At 68.3% G+C, this 19,679-nt stretch carries 21 protein-coding genes; 14 read left to right on the forward strand and 7 right to left on the reverse strand.

The features are described 5' to 3' along the window. The first annotated feature begins 9 nt into the window (after window positions 1-9). From AC1Q5B_RS06820 to AC1Q5B_RS06860, 9 genes are all read left to right on the forward strand, one after another. Window positions 10-1,185, forward strand: a complete 1,176-nt coding sequence (locus AC1Q5B_RS06820; RefSeq protein ID WP_492630984.1) for a phosphoglycerate kinase — start codon at window positions 10-12, stop codon at window positions 1,183-1,185. Then, window positions 1,182-1,823 carry an HAD hydrolase-like protein gene (locus AC1Q5B_RS06825; protein WP_492630985.1) on the forward strand — a complete coding sequence of 214 codons (642 nt, stop codon included), beginning with the start codon at window positions 1,182-1,184 and terminating at the stop codon, window positions 1,821-1,823. The genes AC1Q5B_RS06820 and AC1Q5B_RS06825 overlap by 4 nt, the downstream gene beginning before the upstream one ends. 274 nt (window positions 1,824-2,097) lie before the next feature. Further along, window positions 2,098-3,567 (forward strand): pyruvate kinase, encoded by a 1,470-nt coding sequence (pyk, locus tag AC1Q5B_RS06830; protein WP_492630986.1) that lies wholly within the window; start codon window positions 2,098-2,100, stop codon window positions 3,565-3,567. 136 nt (window positions 3,568-3,703) lie between these two features. After that, window positions 3,704-4,708, forward strand: a complete 1,005-nt coding sequence (locus AC1Q5B_RS06835; RefSeq protein WP_162336790.1) for a class I fructose-bisphosphate aldolase — start codon at window positions 3,704-3,706, stop codon at window positions 4,706-4,708. Between the two features lie 358 nt (window positions 4,709-5,066). Then, complete coding sequence (locus AC1Q5B_RS06840; RefSeq protein ID WP_492630987.1) at window positions 5,067-5,540, forward strand: MarR family winged helix-turn-helix transcriptional regulator; 474 nt, start codon at window positions 5,067-5,069, stop codon at window positions 5,538-5,540. Window positions 5,541-5,549: 9 nt separating this feature from the next. Next, on the forward strand, window positions 5,550-6,641 hold the full coding sequence (locus AC1Q5B_RS06845; RefSeq protein ID WP_492630988.1) for an HlyD family secretion protein: 1,092 nt from the start codon (window positions 5,550-5,552) through the stop codon (window positions 6,639-6,641). A gap of 139 nt (window positions 6,642-6,780) precedes the next feature. Beyond that, on the forward strand, window positions 6,781-8,337 hold the full coding sequence (locus tag AC1Q5B_RS06850) for an MDR family MFS transporter (protein ID WP_492630989.1): 1,557 nt from the start codon (window positions 6,781-6,783) through the stop codon (window positions 8,335-8,337). A gap of 1 nt (window position 8,338) precedes the next feature. Next, entirely contained in the window at window positions 8,339-8,725 is a 387-nt protein-coding gene (gene gloA2, locus AC1Q5B_RS06855) for an SMU1112c/YaeR family gloxylase I-like metalloprotein (RefSeq protein WP_492630990.1), read from the forward strand. A gap of 225 nt (window positions 8,726-8,950) precedes the next feature. Continuing rightward, window positions 8,951-9,418, forward strand: coding sequence for a DUF6265 family protein (locus tag AC1Q5B_RS06860; RefSeq protein WP_492630991.1), 468 nt, complete (start codon window positions 8,951-8,953; stop codon window positions 9,416-9,418). 4 nt (window positions 9,419-9,422) lie between these two features. On the opposite strand, the gene cysK is transcribed toward AC1Q5B_RS06860, so the two are convergent. Then, window positions 9,423-10,397 (reverse strand): cysteine synthase A, encoded by a 975-nt coding sequence (gene cysK / locus AC1Q5B_RS06865; RefSeq protein WP_492630992.1) that lies wholly within the window; start codon window positions 10,395-10,397, stop codon window positions 9,423-9,425. Between the two features lie 22 nt (window positions 10,398-10,419). Continuing rightward, entirely contained in the window at window positions 10,420-11,877 is a 1,458-nt protein-coding gene (gene cysG, locus AC1Q5B_RS06870; RefSeq protein ID WP_492630993.1) for a siroheme synthase CysG, read from the reverse strand. A gap of 176 nt (window positions 11,878-12,053) precedes the next feature. On the opposite strand from cysG, the gene AC1Q5B_RS06875 reads away from it, so the two are divergent. From AC1Q5B_RS06875 to AC1Q5B_RS06895, 5 genes are all read left to right on the forward strand, one after another. Further along, entirely contained in the window at window positions 12,054-13,037 is a 984-nt protein-coding gene (locus AC1Q5B_RS06875) for a LysR family transcriptional regulator (protein ID WP_394695571.1), read from the forward strand. Window positions 13,038-13,067: 30 nt separating this feature from the next. Next, complete coding sequence (locus AC1Q5B_RS06880) at window positions 13,068-13,463, forward strand: hypothetical protein (protein ID WP_492630994.1); 396 nt, start codon at window positions 13,068-13,070, stop codon at window positions 13,461-13,463. Continuing rightward, window positions 13,460-13,840, forward strand: coding sequence for a DUF2809 domain-containing protein (locus tag AC1Q5B_RS06885; protein WP_492630995.1), 381 nt, complete (start codon window positions 13,460-13,462; stop codon window positions 13,838-13,840). The genes AC1Q5B_RS06880 and AC1Q5B_RS06885 overlap by 4 nt, the downstream gene beginning before the upstream one ends. Window positions 13,841-13,946: 106 nt before the next feature. Beyond that, window positions 13,947-14,204 (forward strand): type II toxin-antitoxin system Phd/YefM family antitoxin, encoded by a 258-nt coding sequence (locus AC1Q5B_RS06890; protein WP_492630996.1) that lies wholly within the window; start codon window positions 13,947-13,949, stop codon window positions 14,202-14,204. Further along, window positions 14,192-14,509, forward strand: a complete 318-nt coding sequence (locus AC1Q5B_RS06895; RefSeq protein WP_492630997.1) for a type II toxin-antitoxin system RelE/ParE family toxin — start codon at window positions 14,192-14,194, stop codon at window positions 14,507-14,509. Before AC1Q5B_RS06890 ends, AC1Q5B_RS06895 begins: the two co-directional genes overlap by 13 nt. Before the next feature lie 12 nt (window positions 14,510-14,521). Here the strand turns inward: AC1Q5B_RS06895 and AC1Q5B_RS06900 are convergent, their stop codons facing one another. The 5 genes from AC1Q5B_RS06900 to cysI all read right to left on the reverse strand — a co-directional run bounded on the left by AC1Q5B_RS06900 (window position 14,522) and on the right by cysI (window position 19,592). Next, the gene (locus tag AC1Q5B_RS06900) at window positions 14,522-14,890 is read right to left on the reverse strand and encodes a hypothetical protein (RefSeq protein WP_492630998.1); all 369 of its coding nucleotides are present in this window, start codon (window positions 14,888-14,890) and stop codon (window positions 14,522-14,524) included. A 113-nt stretch (window positions 14,891-15,003) separates the two neighbouring features. After that, window positions 15,004-15,774 (reverse strand): LytR/AlgR family response regulator transcription factor, encoded by a 771-nt coding sequence (locus AC1Q5B_RS06905; RefSeq protein ID WP_492630999.1) that lies wholly within the window; start codon window positions 15,772-15,774, stop codon window positions 15,004-15,006. Further along, the gene (locus AC1Q5B_RS06910) at window positions 15,771-17,033 is read right to left on the reverse strand and encodes a sensor histidine kinase (RefSeq protein ID WP_492632056.1); all 1,263 of its coding nucleotides are present in this window, start codon (window positions 17,031-17,033) and stop codon (window positions 15,771-15,773) included. Before AC1Q5B_RS06910 ends, AC1Q5B_RS06905 begins: the two co-directional genes overlap by 4 nt. 145 nt (window positions 17,034-17,178) lie before the next feature. Continuing rightward, window positions 17,179-17,892, reverse strand: a complete 714-nt coding sequence (locus AC1Q5B_RS06915; RefSeq protein ID WP_492631000.1) for a phosphoadenylyl-sulfate reductase — start codon at window positions 17,890-17,892, stop codon at window positions 17,179-17,181. Further along, on the reverse strand, window positions 17,889-19,592 hold the full coding sequence (gene cysI / locus AC1Q5B_RS06920; RefSeq protein WP_492631001.1) for an assimilatory sulfite reductase (NADPH) hemoprotein subunit: 1,704 nt from the start codon (window positions 19,590-19,592) through the stop codon (window positions 17,889-17,891). The genes AC1Q5B_RS06915 and cysI overlap by 4 nt, the downstream gene beginning before the upstream one ends. Window positions 19,593-19,679 lie beyond the last annotated feature (87 nt).

Consider the following 19,679-nt stretch of genomic DNA (forward strand, 5'->3'; position numbering starts at 1 on the left):
GGACCTCCCATGCCCATCGTCCGCATGACCGACCTCGACCTCGCCGGCAAGCGCGTGCTGATCCGCCAGGATCTGAACGTACCGATCGACGATGGCCGCATCACTTCCGAGCAGCGCATCACCGCGTCCCTGCCGACGCTGAAGCTGGCGCTGCAGAAGGGCGCGGCGGTCATGGTGACCTCGCACCTCGGCCGTCCCAAGGAAGGTGTGTGGAGCGAAGCCGATTCGCTGGCGCCGGTCGCGGCGCGCCTGTCGGAACTGCTGGGCGTCGAGGTGCCGCTGGTGAAGGATTGGGTGGATGGCGTCGATGTCGCGCCGGGCCAGATCGTGCTGCTCGAGAATTGCCGCATGAATGTCGGCGAGGGCAAGGACGACGAGACGCTGTCGAAGCGGTACGCCGCGTTGTGCGACGTGTTCGTCATGGATGCCTTCGGCACCGCGCACCGCGCTCAGGCGTCCACGCATGGCGTGATCCGCTTCGCCCCGGTCGCCGCTGGCGGTCCGCTGCTGATGGCCGAGCTGGACGCGCTGGACAAGGCGTTGGCCAACCCGGCGCGCCCGCTGCTGGCCATCGTCGCCGGCAGCAAGGTCTCCACCAAGCTGGAACTGCTGACCAGTCTGGTCGGCAAGGTCGACCAGCTGATCGTCGGCGGTGGCATCGCCAACACCTTCATCGCGGCGGAAGGTCATGCCGTCGGCAAGTCGCTGTACGAAGCCGACCTGATCGACACCGCGAAGAAGATCGATGCCGACGCGAAGGCGCGCGGCGCCGAGATCCCGCTGCCGACCGACGTGGTGGTCGCCACCGCGTTCGCCGCCGACGCGCCGGCGACCGTGAAGGCCGTGGACGCTGTCGCCGCCGACGACCTGATCCTCGATATCGGTCCGCAGACCGCGCAGCGCTACGCCGAGCTGATCCAATCGGCCGGTACGGTGGTGTGGAACGGGCCGGTGGGCGTGTTCGAATTCGATGCCTTCGGCAAGGGCACCGAGACGCTGGCACGCGCGATCGCGCAGTCGAACGCCTTCTCCATTGCCGGCGGCGGCGACACGCTCGCGGCCGTGGACAAGTACGGCATCGCCGACGACGTCAGCTACATCTCCACCGGCGGCGGCGCGTTCCTCGAGTTCCTCGAGGGCAAGACGCTGCCGGCCGTGGCCGCGCTGGAAGCGCGCGCCGCGTGAGCCGCGACACGCTGTTCTTCGACCTCGACGGCACGCTGATCGATTCGGCCGTCGGCATCACGCGCTGCATCGCGCATGCGCTGACGCAGCTCGAGCACCCGATCCCGTCGGAGGCCGAGCTGCGCGGCTGGATCGGGCCATCGCTGCGGACCAGTTTCCTGCCGCTGCTGGGCGATCCGGTGAAGGTCGAAGCCGCGGTAGAGCATTACCTGGAGCGCTTCGAGTCGCATGGCTGGCTGGAACACCAGGTGTATCCCGGCATCGGCGCCGCCATCGACGCGCTGCACGCGGACGGGCACCGGCTCGCCGTGGTCACCGCGAAGAACGAGCCGCACGCGCGCAAGATCCTCGCCCACCTGCCGTTCGGGCACCGCTTCGAGGACATCATCGGCGCGACCGCCGATGGTCGCCTGAGCCACAAGAAGGATCTGATCGGCGAAGCCTTGCGGCGTCTTTCGCTGACACCCGATGCCTGCTGGATGATCGGCGACCGCCACATGGACATCGACGGCGCGCGCCACCACGGCATGCGCAGCATCGGCGTGCTGTGGGGGTTCGGGGGCGAGGACGAGTTGCGCGATGCGGGTGCGACACGCCTCGCAGGCGCCCCTGACCAGCTACGGTCGCTGCTCGTCTGATCGGAAGCGCGCGATGAAGCGCGCGCTTCATCGTCGCGTTTTTTGCGCAGTCGGGTGTGCGTGCGCAGCATCCCGCCTATGCGCAGAGACCAAAAAAATACCAGTCGCGCGGTGTCGCGGAACCGCATAAAACCGCTTGAAAACAGCGGTTTCGATGAGCCGTTGCAGACGTGCGGCCGGCTGTCCCGGGACAGCTGCATGAGGTGAGGAATGCCCGCGGCAACGGCCCGGTTTCGCTGTGGTAGCGTTTGCGCGCTCACAGGGAATCCGCACCATGACCGAACGCCAGCGCCGCACCAAGATCCTCGCCACCCTCGGACCGGCGACCGACCCGCCCGGCGTGCTGGAGGAGTTGTTCCGCGCCGGCGTCAACGTGGTGCGCCTGAACTTCTCGCACGGCGATCCGTCCGGCCAGGCCAAGCGTGCCGCCGCGGTTCGCCTCGCCGCGCAGCGCGTCGGCGCGGAAGTCGGCATCCTCGCCGACCTGCCGGGCCCGAAGATCCGCGTCGAGCGTTTCGCGGAAGGCAAGGTGGTGCTGAAGACCGGCGACCGCTTCGATCTGGTGGCGAATCCCGATGCGCCGCCGGGCGATGCCTCGCAGGTGGGCGTCAGCTATCTCGGCCTGCCCGGCGACGTCGAGGCGGGCGATGTGCTGCTGCTCGACGATGGCCTGATGCAGCTGAAAGTGGTGTCGGTCGAGGGCGAGCGCATCGTCTGCAGCGTGCTCAACGACGGCGTGCTGTCCGACCGCAAGGGTTTGAACAAGCAGGGTGGCGGCCTGTCGCTGGGTGCGCTGACCGAGCGCGACCGCGAGCTGATCGCCTATGTGGCGGAAAACATCGGCGTGGATTTCATCGCCGTATCGTTCTGCCGCAATGCCGAGGACATGAACGAGGCGCGCCGCATCGCGCGCGAACACGGCTGCGATGCCGCGCTGGTGTCCAAGATCGAGCGCACCGAAGCGATCGAGAACCTGGCCGAGATCGTCGACGCCAGCGATGTGGTGATGGTGGCGCGCGGCGACCTGGGCGTGGAGATCGGCGATGCCGAACTGCCCGGCCTGCAGAAGAAGATCATTCGCGAGTCGCTGGCGCGCAACAAGGTCGTGATCACCGCCACCCAGATGCTGCAGTCGATGGTGGACAGCCCGATCCCGACGCGTGCCGAAGTGCTCGACGTGGCCAACGCCGTCATCGACGGCACCGATGCGGTGATGCTGTCGGCCGAAACCGCCGCCGGCAGCTACCCGGTGCGCGCGGTGGAAGCGATGGCGCGCATCTGCCTGGGTGCCGAGAAGCAGTTCGAGATGGATACCGATTTCGAGAAGGCGCCGCGCAATCTCGAACGCGCGGACCAGGCCATCGCGATGGCCACGATGTTCCTGTCCGAGCACATCGGCGTGCGCGCGATCGTCGCGATGACCGAATCCGGCGGCACCGCGCGCTTCCTGTCGCGCTTCCGCTCCAGCGCCCCGATCTACGCGTTCTCGCGGCACGACGGCGCGCGCCGCAAGATGGCGATGATCCGCGACGTCTTCCCGATCGCGTTCGACAGCCGCGGCCTGGCGCCGCGCGAGGCCGCCCGCGACGCGATGCGCGTGCTGCACGACCGCGAACTGCTGGCCGAGGGCGACCGTGTGATCTTCACCAGCGGCGATCACATGGAACGCCATGGCGCCACCAACACGCTGCGCCTGCTGCAGATGGGCGAGCGCGGCAAAGCCGAGGGGCTGGGCGAGCTGTAATCGGTTTCCGAGCCAGGCGCCACCGTCTGCGCTTCCAGGTCCGGGCGCGCTGCGGCGCGCTCATCATCGCGATTGCCCGCTGTCGGCGGGGCGCGGTCTATAATTGGTCTCTTTTTCGCCCCGCCACAGGAATCCCATGAGCATCGAACAGCTTGCCGAAACCGCCCAGGCCATGGTGGCCGCAGGCAAGGGCATCATCGCGATCGACGAGTCCACCACCACCATCGCCAAGCGGTTCCAGGGCGTGGGCATCGAGAACACCGAAGAGAACCGTCGCGCCTACCGCGAGCTGCTGCTCACCACGCCGAAGCTGTCGGACTACATCTCCGGCGCCATCCTGTTCGACGAGACCCTGCGCCAGTCCACGAAGGACGGCGTGCCGTTCGCCAAGTACATGGCCGACCACGGCATCATTCCCGGCATCAAGGTCGACAAGGGCACGCACGCCTTGGCCGGCTGCCCGGGCGAAGTGGTCACCGAAGGCCTCGACGGCCTGCGCGACCGCCTGAAGGAGTACTACAAGCTGGGTGCGCGCTTCGCCAAGTGGCGCGCGGTCATCACCATCGGTGAGGACATCCCGTCGGGCACGTGCATCGAGGCGAATGCGCATGCGCTGGCCCGTTACGCCGCGCTGTGCCAGGAATGCGGGCTGGTGCCGATGGTGGAGCCGGAAGTGCTGATGGACGGCGACCACAACATCGAGGTCTGCTACGAAGTGACCGAGGCCGTGCTGCGCTCTTTGTTCGGCGCGCTGTACGAGCAGAACGTGCTGCTGGAAGGCACCATCCTGAAGGCCTCGATGGTCATCGCCGGCAAGGATTGCGAAGAGCAGGCCGATGTCGACGAAGTAGCCGAGTCCACCGTGATGTGCCTGAAGAGCACCGTGCCGGCGATCCTGCCGGGCGTGGTGTTCCTGTCCGGCGGCCAGACCGACGAGCAGTCCACCGCCCACCTCAACGCCATGAACCAGCTGGGCAACCTGCCGTGGCCGCTGAGCTTCTCCTACGGCCGCGCCATGCAGCAGGCCGCGCTGAAGCTGTGGTCGCAGGACCTGACCGGCAACTTCGCCAAGGCCCAGGCCGTGGTGTACGAGCGCGCCAAGGAAAACGGTCTGGCCGCACTCGGCAAGTGGGAAGGCTGATCGCCTCCGCCCCTCTGGAGTGATTCCGACGCCGGCCTCGTGCCGGCGTCGTCGTTTGTGGGGGTCGACCTCCCTGCCGGCGGCGGCATCCGGTCCATCAAACCGTCATTCCTGCGCAGGCGGGGCCCCACGCCTCCGGCTGCCGAGCAAGAAAAGTCGCCGGATTCCCCCCGGCGTGGGGATGACGCCACTACCTCCCGTGCCCGGTCTCGCACTGATTCGTTTGAACGGGGGGCTGCGGCGACCGTCTTCGGAAAGCGTCCCTGTGCCTCAAGACCCGGACCGTAGCGAAAGCGTGGCTGAACGGCAATTCTTCGCCTTGAATATAATTGCCTAAGCATCTATATCATAGGCACTCATGAAGACACCTGCCGGCCACAGCACCATCGGTTACCTCATCGCGGACCTGAGCCGGTTGTTCGGTCGCGTGTTCGACCGCCGCGCCGCCCATCTGGGCTTGACCCGCGTGCAGTGGCGCGCGCTCAAGCGCATCCACCAGAGCGAGGGCATCACCCAGTCCGAGCTGGCCGACCTGCTCGACATGGAGCCGATCGCGGTCGGTCGCGTGATCGACCGCCTGCAGAAGGCCGGCTTCGTCGAGCGGCGCAGCGATCCGGACGATCGGCGCGTGTGGCGCCTGCACCTGCTGCCGCAGTCCGATGCGGTGATGCACGACATCGAAGCCGTCGCCACCTCGGTCCGCGAGGACTGCCTGGCCGGCATCGATGCGGACGAACTGGAGACCGCGCTGAAGGTGCTCGGCCAGATCCGCGAAAACCTCTCCCTGCTCGACCGCGCCAGTCGCGGCGAGTCCTCCCTCCGCAAGAGCTGAAACCCCACCATGACCAGCAAGATCAACGAGGCCGCCGAAACCGCGGCCAGGACTCCCGCTCCCAAGCGTCGCCGCGTGCCGGTGTGGCTGTGGGTCGCCGGGCCGCTCGCCGTCGCCGGCTTCTTCGGCTGGGAGTACGTCGCCTCGCAGCGCGAAGTCAGCACCGACAACGCCTACATCAAGGCCGAGCGCATCCTGATCGCGCCGCAGGTCGGCGGGCGCGTGGTCGAAGTGGCCGTGCAGCAGAACCAGCCGGTGAAGAAAGGCGACCTGCTGTTCCGCATCGACGCCGATCCGCTGACGATTGCCGTCGCGCAGAACGAAGCGCTGGTCGCGCGCATGGCGAACAGCGCCAGCGCCAGCCGCGCCAAGGTCGTCGGCACCGGCACCTCCATCCAGGCCGCGCGCGAGACGCTGGCCTGGGCGCAGCGCGACTTCCAGCGCATGCAGCAGCTGGCCGGCCAGCAACTGGTCTCGCGCAAGATGCTGGACGACGCCCGCCACGCCGTCGCCGAAGCGCGCACCGACCTCGCCGACGCCATCGCCACGCAATCCGAAGCCACCGCGTCGCTGAGCGGCAGCCCGGGCACCCCGACGCAGGACCTGCCGGAATACCGCGCCGCCGCCGCCATGCTGGCGAAGGCGAAGCTGGACCTGGCCCATGCCGAAGTGCGTGCACCGGTCGACGGCATCGTCGGCCTGCACGACCTGCAGGTGGGCGAGTACATCAACGTCGGCCAGACGGCGATGCCGCTGGTCGCCACCTCGCCGATCTGGGTGGAAGCCAACTTCAAGGAAACCGAACTGACGAAGATGCAGGTCGGCCAGGCCGCGACGGTCGAGGTCGATTCGTATCCCGGCGTGAAGTGGAAGGCGCACGTCGCCTCTATCGCGCCGGCCTCGGGCGCCGAGTTCAGCGTACTGCCGCCGCAGAACGCCACCGGCAACTGGGTGAAGATCGTGCAGCGCATTCCCGTCCGCCTCGAGATCGACAGTGCCGCGGCCGATGCGCCGCAACTGCGCGCCGGCATGAGCGCCGACGTCCATGTCGAACTCCGCGATGGCGGTAGCGCCTCCGGCCGCGCGACCGCCGCGCGCTGAGGCCTCTTTCCATGTCATCCCGGGCGTGTGCGGACGCGGGCGAGGGCACTGTGGTGGGGCCCGGCCCCGCTGACGCCGCGCCCCGGGTGACCTCTGGATCGGCGCGCATCGTGCGCGTCGGTCCCTTCCGGAACTCTCCATGAGCACAACCGTCGTTCCCGTCGCCCCCGCGCAGGAAGACACCGGCAAGCGCACGCTGCTGGTCGGCTCGGTGATGCTGGCCACGCTGATGCAGGCGCTGGACACCACCATCGCCAACGTCGCGCTGCCGGACATGCAGGGCTCGCTGTCGGCCACCCAGGACCAGGTGTCGTGGGTGCTGACCAGCTACATCGTCGCTGCGGCGATCCTGACGCCGGTCACCGGCTGGCTCGCCGGCCGGCTCGGCCGTCGTCGCCTGCTGATCATCGCGGTCAGCGGCTTCACCGTCGCCTCGCTGCTGTGCGGCATCGCCACCGGCATCGGCGAGATGGTGATGTTCCGCATCCTTCAGGGCGTGTTCGGCGCCTCGCTGGTGCCGATCTCGCAGTCGCTGCTGCTCGATGCGTTCCCGAAAGAGAAGCACGGTGCCGCGATGGCGATGTGGGGCATGGGCATCATGGTCGGCCCCATCCTCGGCCCGCCGCTGGGTGGCTTCCTGACCCAGAACTACAGCTGGCACTGGGTGTTCCTGATCAACCTGCCGATCGGCATCCTCGCGCTGCTCGGCATCATGGCCAGCGTCAAGAAGGACGTGCCGCACGAACGCCCGCTCGATGGCATCGGCCTCGCGCTGCTGGCGCTGGGCATCGGCGCGCTGCAGCTGTTCCTCGACCGCGGGCAGAGCGAAGACTGGTTCGGCAGCGTCGAGATCCAGATCGAAGCCGCGCTCGCCTTCCTCGCCCTCTACATGTACGGCCTGTGGTGGTGGCGCCGGCGCGACCGGGCGCTGCTCGACCTGGGCCTGCTGAAGAACGCCAACTTCGCGGTCGGTTGCGCGTTGATCTTCGTCGTCGGCATCGTGCTGTTCGCCACGCTGGCGCTGCTGCCGCCGTACCTGAGTACGCTGATGAACTACCCGGTGTTGACCATCGGCCTGGTACTCGCGCCGCGCGGCGTCGGCACGATGTTCAGCATGATGATCGTCGGGCGCCTGCTGGGCCGCATCGATGCGCGCTGGCCGATCCTGGTCGGCATGGGGCTGATGGTGGTGTCGCTGCATGGCATGACCCAGTTCGGACCGAATGCGTCGATGGAATCCATCGTCTGGCTGGGCGTGGTGCAGGGCATGGGCCTGGGCCTGGTGTTCGTGCCGATCTCCACCGTCGCCTACGCCACGCTGGAACCGCACCAGCGTACCGAGGCCGCCGGTCTTTTCAGTCTGGTGCGCAACATCGGCTCGTCGGTCGGCATCTCGGTAGTGATGACGATGCTGTCGCGTGCGATGCAGGTGAACCATGCGGAGATCGGTTCGCGCATCCCGGCCTTCGGCGCGGAGACCACGCTGCTGCCCGCCGCGATGGATCCGTCCACCGCGACCGGGCTGGCGCTGTTGAACGCGGAAGTCAACCGCCAGGCCGCGGCGATCGGCTATCTCAACGACTTCAAGCTGATGATGCTGCTGACGCTGGTATCGATGCCGCTGGTCCTGCTGATGCGCGGCGGCAAGGCGCCGTCGGGCGGCAACGCGGGTGCCGACGCGGCGGCGGCGCACTGACATGCGCCTCGCCGGCCTGCACCACGTAGCGATCATCGCGTCGGACTACGCGCGATCCAGGCGCTTCTACACGGACGTGCTGGGTCTGCGCGTGATCGCGGAGCATTACCGGGCCGAACGCGATTCGTGGAAGCTCGATCTCGCGTTGCCGGACGGCACGCAGGTCGAGGTGTTCTCGTTTCCGTCACCGCCACCGCGCGTGTCGCGGCCGGAAGCCTGCGGCCTCCGCCACCTGGCGCTACGGGTGACCGACCTGGAGGAGAGCGTCGCCCATCTGCACGCCCACGGCGTGGCCACCGAGCCGGTCCGCGTGGACGAATACACCAGCCGCCGCTTCACCTTCTTCGCGGATCCGGACGATTTGCCGCTGGAGCTCTACGAGCAGTGATCCGCTTGTTGTAGGAGCGACGTAAGTCGCGACCGCACGTAGTCAGCTGAAGCGAACGATGGTCGGCTCTTGCACGGGCGGAGGTCTGGCGACGCGGCAAGACCTCCGGCTTTCCGGATTCACGGTCGCGACTTACGTCGCTCCCACAACAACCTCCGAATCGCCAGTCGGGCCCGGCACCTGCTAGGGTTCCGCGACGCGTGATCCCTTGCGGCGAGCGATCCCATGAAGCGCCTGGCGAAGTCCTTCCTGTCCTTTTCCACCTTGTCGATGGCCGTGCCGGCATCGGCCGGCGACCTCGACTGGCTGGCCGGCTCTTGGTGCGGGCAGCAGGGAAGGACCTTCAGCGAGGAAACGTGGATGGCGCCGCGCGGCGGGCTGCTGGTCGGCATGCATCGCGATACGCGCGACGGCAAGGCGACCGGTTTCGAGTTCATGCGCATCGCGTGGCAGGACGGGCGATGGGTGTTCCTCGCGCAGCCGGGAGGTGGTGCGGTCACCGCATTTCCGGCCGAACGCGTCGACTCGGATCGCGTGGTGTTCGCGAACCCCGCGCACGATTTCCCGAAGCGGGTGATCTATGCGCGACCGGACGCCGGCACACTGCGCGCGCGCGTCGACGACGGCCACGATGATGGCAAGGCGATGGAATGGACATGGCGGCGCGACTGCGACGCGCCGCCGTCCGGTTGACCGGTTACGGCAGCGCGGCGTCGCCCAGCGAGGCCAGCCACTCGTCGTCCGAGCCTTCGTTGACGCCTTCGAACAGCGGCGTGGAGAAATAGCGCTCGCCGGTGTCCGGCAGCATCGCCAGCAGCACGTCGCCGGGCTTGGCCTTCTGCGCGACCTGCAGCGCGGCGGCGACCGTGGCGCCACCGGAAATACCGACGAAGATGCCTTCCTCGGCGGCGAGGCGACGCGCGGTGGCGATCGCATCCACGTCGGTGACCGGCAGGATCTCGTCGGCCACCTCGCGGTTCAGCACGTCCGGCACGAAGTCCGGTGTCCAGCCCTGGATCTTGTGCGGCTGCCATTCCTTGCCCTGCAGCAGTGAGGCGCCGGCGGGCTCGGAGGCGGTGATGCGCACCTCGGGACGCGCGACCTTCAGCACTTCGCCCACGCCGGTCAGCGTGCCGCCCGTGCCCCAGCCGGTGACGAAGTGATCGAGCCGCTGGCCGGCGAAATCGCGCAGGATTTCCGCGGCCGTCGTCTGGCGGTGATAGGCCGGATTGGCGGGATTGGCGAACTGGCGGGCGAGGAACCAGCCGTGCTGCTTCGCCAGTTCCTCGGCGCGCCGCACCATGCCGCTGCCGCGTTCGGCGGCCGGCGTCAGGATGACCTTGGCGCCGTACGCACGCATCAGCTTGCGGCGTTCGATGGAGAAGGTCTCCACCATCGTGGCGACGAACTTGTAGCCGCGCGCGGCGGCCACCATCGCCAGCGCCACGCCGGTGTTGCCCGAGGTCGCTTCGACGATGGTGTCGCCGGGCTTCAGCAGGCCCTTGGCTTCGGCGTCGAGGATGATGGCCAGCGCCAGGCGGTCCTTCACCGAGCCGCCGGGATTGAACGACTCGACCTTGGCGTAGAGCGTCACGTGCTCGGGCGCGATGCGGTGCAGTTTGACGACCGGGGTACGGCCGATGGTGTCCAGGATGCTGTCGTAAACGGCCATGGGATCTCCGAGGGGCGTGGGCTCAGGCGGCCTGCAGTGTGGGCGCCGGAAGGTTGCGGGAATGTGTGGGGACGGGGGTGCCGACGGGTGGCGCGCCGAACCAGTGCAGCGTGCCGGTCAGCGCGGCGACCTCGCCGAGGATCAGCAGGGCCGGTGAGCGCACATGGTGGAAACGTGCCGTTTCCGGCAGATCGGCCAGGGTACCGGTCACCACGCGCTGGTCGCGGCGGGAACCATTCTCGACCAGTGCGAAGGGTGTGGAAGCGGCCCTGCCGTGCGCGACCAGGCGGTCGCGCAGGCCGTCCAGTGCGGCGACGCCCATGTAGACCGCCAGCGTCTGACGCTCCTGGGCCAGCGCCTGCCAGTCGAGGGTGTCGAACGAATCCTTGCAGTGCGCCGTCACCAGCCGCACCGCCTGCGCATGGTCGCGATGGGTCAACGGAATGCCGGCGTACGCAGCGCAGGCCACCGCGGCGGTGATGCCGGGAACGACCTCGTAAGGCACGCCGTGCGAGCGCAGGAACTCGAGTTCCTCGCCACCGCGACCGAACACGAACGGGTCGCCGCCCTTCAAACGGACGACGCGCTTGCCGGCCTGCGCGTGCTCCAGCATCAGCGCATGGATGTCGTCCTGCCGCGTGCTGTGCCCGGTGGCCGACTTGCCGACTTCGATGTAGCTTGCGTCGCGACGGCCAAGGCGCAGCACGTCCTCGCTGACCAGGCGGTCGTGCAGGATTACGTCGGCCTCGTTCATCGCGCGCAGCGCGTTGAGCGTGAGCAGGCCGGCATCGCCCGGACCGGCGCCGACCACGGCGACCGAGCCGCTGCTGCGCGTGGCGGCGGCGTGCTCGTCCAGCATCGCCTGGAAATGCTGTTCGGCCTGCGCATGCAGCTGCTGGCGGAACAGGCGCGGCAAGGGGCCGGCCAGCAGCTTCTCGAAGAAGCGGCGGCGTTCGGCAGTCTGCGGAAAACGCTGGCGGATGCGCTGGCGCTGGCGGGTGAACAGTTCGGCCAGCGACGTCCAGGAATCGTCGAGCAGGGTCTCGAGCTGGCGGCGCAGGTGCCGCGCCAGCATCGGCGCGCCGCCGCCGCTGGAGATGGCGACTTGCAGCGTGCCGCGTTCGACGATCGCGGGGACCTGGAACGTGGACAACTCGGCGTCGTCGACGACATTGGCGAACACGTGGCGTGCTTCCGCGGCGGCGGCGACCGCGCGATTGACGACCGCGTCGTCGGTCGCGGCGACCACCAGCCAGGCGCCCGACAGCCAATGGGCATCGAAACGCCCGGCGATCCAATCGATGCGGCCTTCTCGGTGCCACGTCCGCAGGCGTGGGGTCAGGTCGGGCGCCCCGACGCGGGGGCGGGCGCCGGCATGCAGTAGCGCCTCCGTCTTGCGCTCCGCGACCGGACCGCCGCCGACAACCAGAACCCGGCGGCCTTGCAGGTCGGCGAACAGGGGAAACAGCGGAGCGCTCACGGGCGTCGGGGAAGGGCGGCTGGGCTGCTGACCGTACTGGCCGCACATGGCGGTCGGAAATGACATCCGACGAAAACCATATGCCTTGCAGTTATAAGCGGCGACGGCTACGGTCCCGGCAAATCCTCTACAGTCCAAGGCCCCTACCCGGTGGGCCCTTGGGTCCTCCAACGCCGATGACGCTGACCCAACTCCGCTATCTGGTGGCCATCGCCGATGCCGACCTGAACATCACGCTGGCGGCGGCGCGCGTGCACGCCACCCAGCCCGGCCTGTCCAAGCAGCTCAAGCAGCTGGAAGACGAACTCGGTTTCCTGCTGTTCGTGCGCAAGGGCCGCAGCCTGGAGAGCGTGACGCCGGCGGGCCAGGAAGTGATCGATCGCGCGCGCCTGGTGCTGGCCGAGGCCAACAACATCCGCACCTACGCCGCCAACCAGCGCCGCGAGAGCCAGGGCCAGCTGGTGCTGGTCACCACCCACACGCAGGCGCGCTTCGTGCTGCCGCCGGCCATCGCACAGATCAAGCGGGACTTCCCGCAGGTCAGTGTCCATCTGCAGCAGGCGCCGGAAAGCCAGGCGCTGGACCTGCTGACGCAGGGCGACGCCGACATGGCCGTGGTCAGCACGGCGGGCGACCAGCCGCAGGCCGGCATCGCCGTGCCGCTGTATCGCTGGCGGCGTCTGGTGCTGGTGCCGCGCGGCCACGCGCTGGAACAGCTCGGCCGTGTCCCCGGCATGGCGGATCTGGCCGACCAGCCGCTGATCAGCTACGAGTCGTCGACGCGCCCGGGATCGTCGTTGCAGCGCGCCTTCGCGAAGGTAGGGCTGGAACCGAACATCGCGCTGACCGCGCTCGACGCCGACCTGATCAAGACCTACGTGCGCGCCGGCCTCGGCGTCGGCCTGCTCGCCGAGATGGCGGTGAACGCCTCCGACACCGACCTGCGCGCCTGGCCGGCGCCGCCGGAGGTGAAGGAGTGCATCGCCTGGGCCGTGCTGCCGCGCGAACGCGTGCTGCGCGATTACGCGCTGGACCTCGTGCGCGCGCTGGCACCGCAGATTGATCGTCGCGACCTGCGCCGGGTGATCGACGGCAACCAGGATCCGGACTGGCCGGAACCGCCGACCTGGCAATCGCTGACCCAGACGATCACCAGCTGAGGGCTCCCCCGGCGGTGTGATTGACGCGGCATGCCGGCGCGGGCGAGCCTGCACGCCACGTTCCCCTCCCCGTCGCCGATGAACCGCATCTCCCGGATGGTCGCCCGCATGTACGCCCCGGCCGTGGTGATCGCGGTGGGCGGTTTCGCCACCGCGGAAGTGGTGACGCGCACCGAACGCGCGTTCGGCGAGGTCACGCCACAGCGCTTGGCCTCGCTCTCGTTCCTGCTGGCGATCCTACTGGGCACGGCCTGGGCCCTGCATTCCAGCTGGCGTCTCTACCGCTGGGCGCGTGGGCGCGAACTGCGGTGCGCCTGCGGCGGCATGCTGTCGCGCATTCGCTACGACCGGCAGCGACAGAAGTACCGCAAGTGCCTCGCCTGCGGCAGCAAGAGTCTCGAGGGCGCGCATTGCGGCGGTACGTGAGGTGGCGTTTCGACCGGCTGGCGGCGGGGTGGGCGCTGGGCCTGTTCGTGCTGCTCGTCCTGCTGGCGACCGCCGGCGCGGGGCTGGGCGGGATCCGCAGCTTCGCCGGCGACGCCGTCGCCGTTGTCTGGGTGTACTGGCTGTTCGCCAGCGTCGTGTGGCTGCGTCCGCCGATGCGGCCGCTGCTGGCGCTGGGAGTGGGTCTGATCGTCGAAGCGATGCAGTGCATCAGTCAGGAGGCGGGCTGGCAGGTCGCTTCGCCGGTGCTGCGCATCGTGCTGGGCAGCACGCCGGACCTGCTGGACGTGGTCGCCTACCTGATCGGCTTCGTGCTGGCGTGCGTGGTCGAGCGCCGCGAGACAGGTCGCTCCATGTAGCGATGACACACCCGACGCGAGGATCGTCGCAGGTTGCGATCCAAGCCAAGCGTACCGCCCATCGTTCGGCTTGTAAGGGGGGGGAGTGATACTGTAGTGTCACTCCATGCGTACCGAACTCGTTACCACGCTGAAGCGTCAGGCCACCGATCTGCTGGCCGACATCGAGCGCAGGCGCGAGCCCATCCTCATCACCCAGCACGGGCTACCGAGCGCCTACCTGGTGGACGTGGAAACCTACGAGACCATGCTGGCGCGCATGGCGATGCTGGAAGGCATCGCACGCGGTGAGCAGGCGATCGCCCAAGGCCGGGCTGTCCCGCATGACCAAGCCAAGGAACGGCTTGCGCGATGGTTGAAATAGTCTGGTCCGAACCCGCGCTCAGTGATCTCGACGCCATCGCGGACTACATCGCGCTGGACGATCCGGTGGCTGCGGCGGAACTGGTGCGGCGAGTATTCGGTCACGTCGATCAGCTTGCTGACCATCCCGACAGTGGCAGCCGTCCGGCCGAACTTAAGCGCGGGCGCTATCGCCAGATCGTCGAGCCTCCGTGCCGCGTACTGTATCGCCATGAACCTGGCCGCGTATTGGTCCTGCACGTCATGCGCAGCGAACGGCTGCTGCGGCCCGGCATGCTGCGTCCACGCTCGCCTGACGCGCGCTGACGTCTTTACCGATCAGCCCCCGCACGCGCGATCGGCATCGGCATCCTTCGATACGCACTGCTGGAAGTCCTCTGGCAAGCCACGTATCTCGTGCGCCTTGCCGGGCGCCAGCACGAAGTCTTCCAGCGTGATGCGGGTGCAGGCGGCCGGGTTCTCGCCGGGTGCCGGCGCGGGGCAGCGCTCGGTGTAGACGCGGTAGTGGCACTGCCCGCTTTCACTGGCGAAGCACTCGAACGTCGCGACGCCTTCCTTCAGCGTGCTCTTGCTGAAGAGCGTGTCCACGCCGTTCGCGCTGCTGTGGTGGATCCGGGTGACGCTGGGCTTGTCGTCGCATCCTGCCAGGGCCAGCAGGCAGGACATCAGGGAGGTGATGATGCGCATGGCGTTTTCCTCGGGTGTTCCGTTGGGCAAAGGCATGCCCTCCACGACGCAGGTGCGTCGTGCCGGCGATGCCACGTTGGATGCCGCGCGGGGCGGTCGGGTTTAGAGCGGCGCTACATGTTGCGGAACAGCGTCATGAAGGGCTGGCTGACGGTCAGCACTTCGGGTCGTGTCTTCAGCTTCAGGCGACCGCGGCCGGCGTCGTCGCGGCTGACCGAGGCGACCTGCTTCATGTTGACGATGGTGGAGCGGTGGATCTGCTTGAACGTGTTCGTGTCCAGCGCGTCGAGCAACTCGCGCAACGGCGTGCGCAGCAGCGATTCGCCGTCGGCGGTCATCACGGTGGTGTACTTGTTGTCGGCCTGGAAATAGGCCACATCGTCCACCATGATCAGCTTCGTATCCTTGCCGGCGCTGGCGGTGATCCATGCCAGCGGCGGCTTGTCCGACGCGCCCTGGCGTGCCGACAGGTGGCGCAGCAGCGCGTCCAGCGTGGCACCGTCGGGATGTCCCGCGGCGGCGCGTGCCTGGATGCGCTGCACGGTGGCCAACAGTCGTTCGTGGGTGATCGGCTTCAGCAGATAGTCGATCGCGCCCTGTTCGAACGCATCGATCGCGTACTGGTCGTAGGCGGTGACGAACACCACCTGCGTGCGCGGGCTGGCTTCGGCCAAGCCGCGCGCGACCTCGATGCCGGTCAGTCCGGGCATGCGGATGTCGAGGAAGGCCACGTCCGGCCGCAGTTCGGCGATGGATTCCAGCGCGCTGGCGCCATCCTCGCACTCGGCCACGATGTCCAGTTGCGGCCAGGCCTCCTTCAGCAGCGAAGACAGTGCGGTGCGCAGCAGCTCCTCGTCTTCGGCGATCACGCCCCGGAAGTTCATGCGGCACCTGCCTTGCCGGCCAGCGGCAGCGTCAGCGTGGCGGCGACGCCACTGGGGAAGTTGGACACGATGGCGAACGAGGCCTCGCTGCCGAAGGTCAGGCGCAGGCGTTCGCGCAGGTTCTTCAGGCCGATGCCGGTGCCGCTGCTCTGGCCGCCGAAGCCCTGGCCGTCGTCGGCCACGGTCAGCGTCGCGTGGTCGTCGTGCTGCCGCGCCAGGATCCAGATGGTGCCGCCGCCGGTCTTCGGTTCCAGCCCGTGCTTGATCGCGTTCTCGACCAGCGTCTGCAGCATCATCGACGGCATCGGCACCGGCTTCAGCGATTCCGGCACTTCGATCTGCAGCGCCAGTCGGCTGCCCATGCGGATCTTCAGGATTTCCAGGTAGGCCAGCGTGCGCTCCAGTTCCTCGCCCAGCGTCGACAAGGCGTCGTCGGTGCGCGGCAGCGAGCTGCGCAGGTAGTGGATCAGGTGGCCGAGCATCACGTCGGCGCGCGGCGGATCGGTGCGCGTCAGCACCTGCGCGCTTGCCAGCGTGTTGTAGAGGAAGTGCGGCTCCACCTGCGCATTGAGCAGGTTCAGGCGCGCCACCGTCAGTTCCTTCTCGCTGACGGTCTTCACCACGTCGGCCTGTTCCTGGCGGCGCTGGTCGGCGACGCGGCGGGTGATCGCACGGGTCACGGCTTCCGCGTTCTCCACGTTGACGCCGTCGTCCAGCACGAACAGGTCCAGCCAGGCGCTTGCATCCGGGCCGACCATCAGGGTGATGCTGCTGGTGCCGTTACCCGGCGTGACCGTGGCCTGCACCAGGTCACGCTTCACTGCGAAGCGCGCCATGATGTTGAAGCGCGAGGGCTGGCTGGGTCCGTCGAAGCTGTCCACCCGGCGCACCTTGACGCGCACCTGCAGGCTGTCGGGCGCGCTTTCCGCGTCCTCGGCGCGCGGCAGTTCGCGCAGCGCACCTTCGATCAGGGCGAAGGCGTCGGCCGTGTCCAGCGGCACTTCGATCTGGCGACGCTGCCGGCTCGCGAGCGTGGTGCTGTCCAGACGGCCGGTGATCAGCCAGATGCGACGCAGGTGGCTGATCGTGCCGATCAGCACCGAGGCCATCACCAGGGTCATGGCCAGGTTGAACAGCCAACTGGCGCCGCCTGCGATGGCAGTGCGTTCGAAGATGCCGTTCCACACCAGCCCGGCGATGAGCACCGCGCCGAACCAGGCGGCGAGGATGCGGATGATCAGGAGCAGGCTGGGGAACACGTCGGACACCACGGCTTCGGGAGTGCCGTGGAGGATAGCCCGCTGGTCCTTGGAGGGAAGAGGGGCCGCGACGGACCCCGCGATGCGGCGACGAAACCGGGGAGGACGGGCGCGAACGGATCAGGCCGGCGCCGCCCTGTGCCGCTCAGACCTCGATGTGGATGCCGCACTCGCGCTTGAGGCCGTTGAAACGGGTGTCCTCCTCGCGCATGCCGGGCTCCCAGCGGCGCGTGGTGTGGAAATCGCCGATCGACACGTAGCCCTGCTCCCACAGCGGGTGGTAAGGCAGGTCGTGCTGCTTCATGTACTGCCACACGTCGCGGTCGGTCCAGTCGACGATCGGGTTGATCTTCCAGCGCTCCTCGCGCTGCTGCAGGACCTGCGCGCTGGCGCGGCTGGTGGCCTGGACGCGGCGCAGGCCGGTGAACCAGGTCCCCACGCCCAGCTCCTTGAGCGCGCGCTTCATCGGCTCCACCTTGCGCAGGCTGTTGTACTGCTCGATGCCGACCAGGCCCTGTTCCCACAGACGACCGTGGCGGGCTTCCATCCAGGCGCGGCTGACCAGTGGCCGGAACACCTGCAGGTTGAGCTGCAGGCGCTCGACCAGCTCGTCGGCGAAGCGGTAGGTCTCGGGAAACAGGTAGCCGGTGTCGATCAGCACAACCGGGATATCCGGCTTCTGGCGGGTGACCATGTGCAGCAGCACCGCGGCCTGCGCGCCGAAGCTGGACGACATCGCGGCTTCCGCCGGCCCGTGCTTCAGCGCCCAGGCGACGCGCTGCTCGGCGGTCTGTGTTTCCAGCCACGCGTTGTGCTCCGCGATCTGGTCCGTGTCCAGGGAAAGGGCGAGGGCGCTCATGCGTAAAGGTCCAGTGCGATCTGTCGGTGGGTGGGGTAGGCGGGCAGGGCGACCACGCCGCTGCGATGGAGGAAATCGCCGAAGCCTTCTTCGGCGTCGCGTTCGGCGGCGTAGCGCGCGAACAGGGCATCGAGCGTGTCGAGGATGGCGGGCTCGTCGATGTTCTCGCGGTACAGCGTGTTGAGGCGCTGGCCGCGCGCGTCGCCGCCGAGCATCAGGTTGTAGCGGCCGGGTGCCTTGCCGACCAAGGCGATCTCCGCCAGGTACGGACGCGAGCAGCCGTTCGGGCAACCGGAGATGCGCAGCACGATCGGAGCATCGCGCAGGCCGTGCTTGTCCAGCAGCGGCTGCAGGCGGTCGGTGAAGTCCGGCAGGTAGCGCTCGGCCTCGGCCATCGCCAGGCCGCAGGTCGGCAGCGCCACGCAGGCCACGGCGGCGCGTTGCAGGGCGGTGCCGAGGCGCTCGCCGGCATCCAGTCCATGCGCCTTCGCCAGCGCGTCGATGCGTTCGCGCTCGCTGGCGGGCACGCCGGCGATGACGAGGTTCTGGTTGGCCGTCATCCGGAACTCGCCGCGATGGACGTTGGCGATCTCGCGGAGGCCGGTCAGGTGCGTCGCATGCGCGGTATCGGCGATGCGGCCGGCATACAGGTGCAGCGTCAGGTGCCAGCGGCCGTCCTCGCCTTCCACCCACCCGTAGCGGTCGCCGTTGTGCTCGAAGCGGAACGGCCGCGCCGGCGCCAACATCACGCCGCTGCGGCGCTCGATCTCGCCGACCACCTTCTCCAGACCGTGATCGTCGATGGTGTACTTGAAGCGTGCACGCTTGCGCTGTTCGCGGTTGCCGAGGTCGCGCTGCGTGGTCACCACCGCGGTGGCGACCTCCAGCAATTGCTCCGGCGTGATGAAGCCGACCACGTTGCCGACGCGCGGATAGGTTTCGGCATCGCCATGGGTCGCGCCCATGCCGCCGCCGATGACCAGGTTGAAGCCTGTCAGCGTGCCGTCCTCCAGCACGGCGATGAAGCCGAGGTCGTTGGCGAACACATCCACGTCGTTGACCGGCGGCACCGCGAAGCCGATCTTGAACTTGCGCGGCAGGTAGGTGGCACCGTAGATCGGCTCCTCTTCCTCGCCGCTGCCGGCCACGCGCTCCTCATCCAGCCAGATCTCGTAGTAGGCGCGGGTGTTGGGCAGCAGGTGCTCGGACAGCTTCGCCGCCCACGCCTGCACCTCGGCGTGCGCTTGCGACGCCAGCGGATTGGCCGCCACCAGCACGTTGCGGTTGACGTCGCCGCAAGCGGCCAGCGTGTCGATGAGGGCGGCGTTGATCGCCTGCATCGTCGCCTTCAGTTCGCGCTTGATGACGCCGTGGAACTGGAAAGCCTGCCGCGTGGTGATGCGCAGCGAGTGATTGGCGTACCGGGTGGCGATGGCGTCCAGCTTCAACCACTGCTCCGGCGTGACCACGCCGCCCGGCGTGCGCGTGCGGATCATGAACTGGTAGGCGGGCTCCAGCTTCTGCCGGCGGCGCTCGTCGCGCAGGTCGCGGTCGTCCTGCTGGTAGCTGCCGTGGTACTTGATCAGGGTCTGGTCCGATTCGCGCAACGCACCCGTGACCGGGTCGGCCAGGCTGTCGAGCAGGCTGCCGCGCAGGCGGTGGCTCTCGGATTTGATGTCTTCGACGGAGTGATTGCTCATGGCGGTGCGATGGCTTCGGGATGTGCTCCCTCCTCCGCTTGCGGGGGAGGGATGGGGTGGGGGCGAGACCGAGATGTTTGCGTCTTC

The sequence above is a fragment of the Pseudoxanthomonas sp. GW835-FHT14C01 genome, from assembly GCF_058793715.1.

Excerpts from the sequence above, each read along its gene's own strand:
- AC1Q5B_RS06895 (WP_492630997.1), top strand. The coding sequence starts at position 14,192 with ATGGTTGAAATAGTCTGGTCCGAACCCGCGCTCAGTGATCTCGACGCC.
- AC1Q5B_RS06880 (WP_492630994.1), top strand. The coding sequence starts at position 13,068 with ATGCCGGCGCGGGCGAGCCTGCACGCCACGTTCCCCTCCCCGTCGCCG.
- AC1Q5B_RS06860 (WP_492630991.1), top strand. The coding sequence starts at position 8,951 with ATGAAGCGCCTGGCGAAGTCCTTCCTGTCCTTTTCCACCTTGTCGATG.
- AC1Q5B_RS06835 (WP_162336790.1), top strand. The coding sequence starts at position 3,704 with ATGAGCATCGAACAGCTTGCCGAAACCGCCCAGGCCATGGTGGCCGCA.
- cysK (WP_492630992.1), bottom strand. The coding sequence starts at position 10,397 with ATGGCCGTTTACGACAGCATCCTGGACACCATCGGCCGTACCCCGGTC.
- AC1Q5B_RS06905 (WP_492630999.1), bottom strand. The coding sequence starts at position 15,774 with ATGAACTTCCGGGGCGTGATCGCCGAAGACGAGGAGCTGCTGCGCACC.
- AC1Q5B_RS06900 (WP_492630998.1), bottom strand. The coding sequence starts at position 14,890 with ATGCGCATCATCACCTCCCTGATGTCCTGCCTGCTGGCCCTGGCAGGA.
- AC1Q5B_RS06840 (WP_492630987.1), top strand. The coding sequence starts at position 5,067 with ATGAAGACACCTGCCGGCCACAGCACCATCGGTTACCTCATCGCGGAC.
- AC1Q5B_RS06845 (WP_492630988.1), top strand. The coding sequence starts at position 5,550 with ATGACCAGCAAGATCAACGAGGCCGCCGAAACCGCGGCCAGGACTCCC.
- AC1Q5B_RS06820 (WP_492630984.1), top strand. The coding sequence starts at position 10 with ATGCCCATCGTCCGCATGACCGACCTCGACCTCGCCGGCAAGCGCGTG.
- pyk (WP_492630986.1), top strand. The coding sequence starts at position 2,098 with ATGACCGAACGCCAGCGCCGCACCAAGATCCTCGCCACCCTCGGACCG.
- AC1Q5B_RS06850 (WP_492630989.1), top strand. The coding sequence starts at position 6,781 with ATGAGCACAACCGTCGTTCCCGTCGCCCCCGCGCAGGAAGACACCGGC.
- AC1Q5B_RS06875 (WP_394695571.1), top strand. The coding sequence starts at position 12,054 with ATGACGCTGACCCAACTCCGCTATCTGGTGGCCATCGCCGATGCCGAC.
- AC1Q5B_RS06915 (WP_492631000.1), bottom strand. The coding sequence starts at position 17,892 with ATGAGCGCCCTCGCCCTTTCCCTGGACACGGACCAGATCGCGGAGCAC.
- gloA2 (WP_492630990.1), top strand. The coding sequence starts at position 8,339 with ATGCGCCTCGCCGGCCTGCACCACGTAGCGATCATCGCGTCGGACTAC.
- cysI (WP_492631001.1), bottom strand. The coding sequence starts at position 19,592 with ATGAGCAATCACTCCGTCGAAGACATCAAATCCGAGAGCCACCGCCTG.
- AC1Q5B_RS06890 (WP_492630996.1), top strand. The coding sequence starts at position 13,947 with ATGCGTACCGAACTCGTTACCACGCTGAAGCGTCAGGCCACCGATCTG.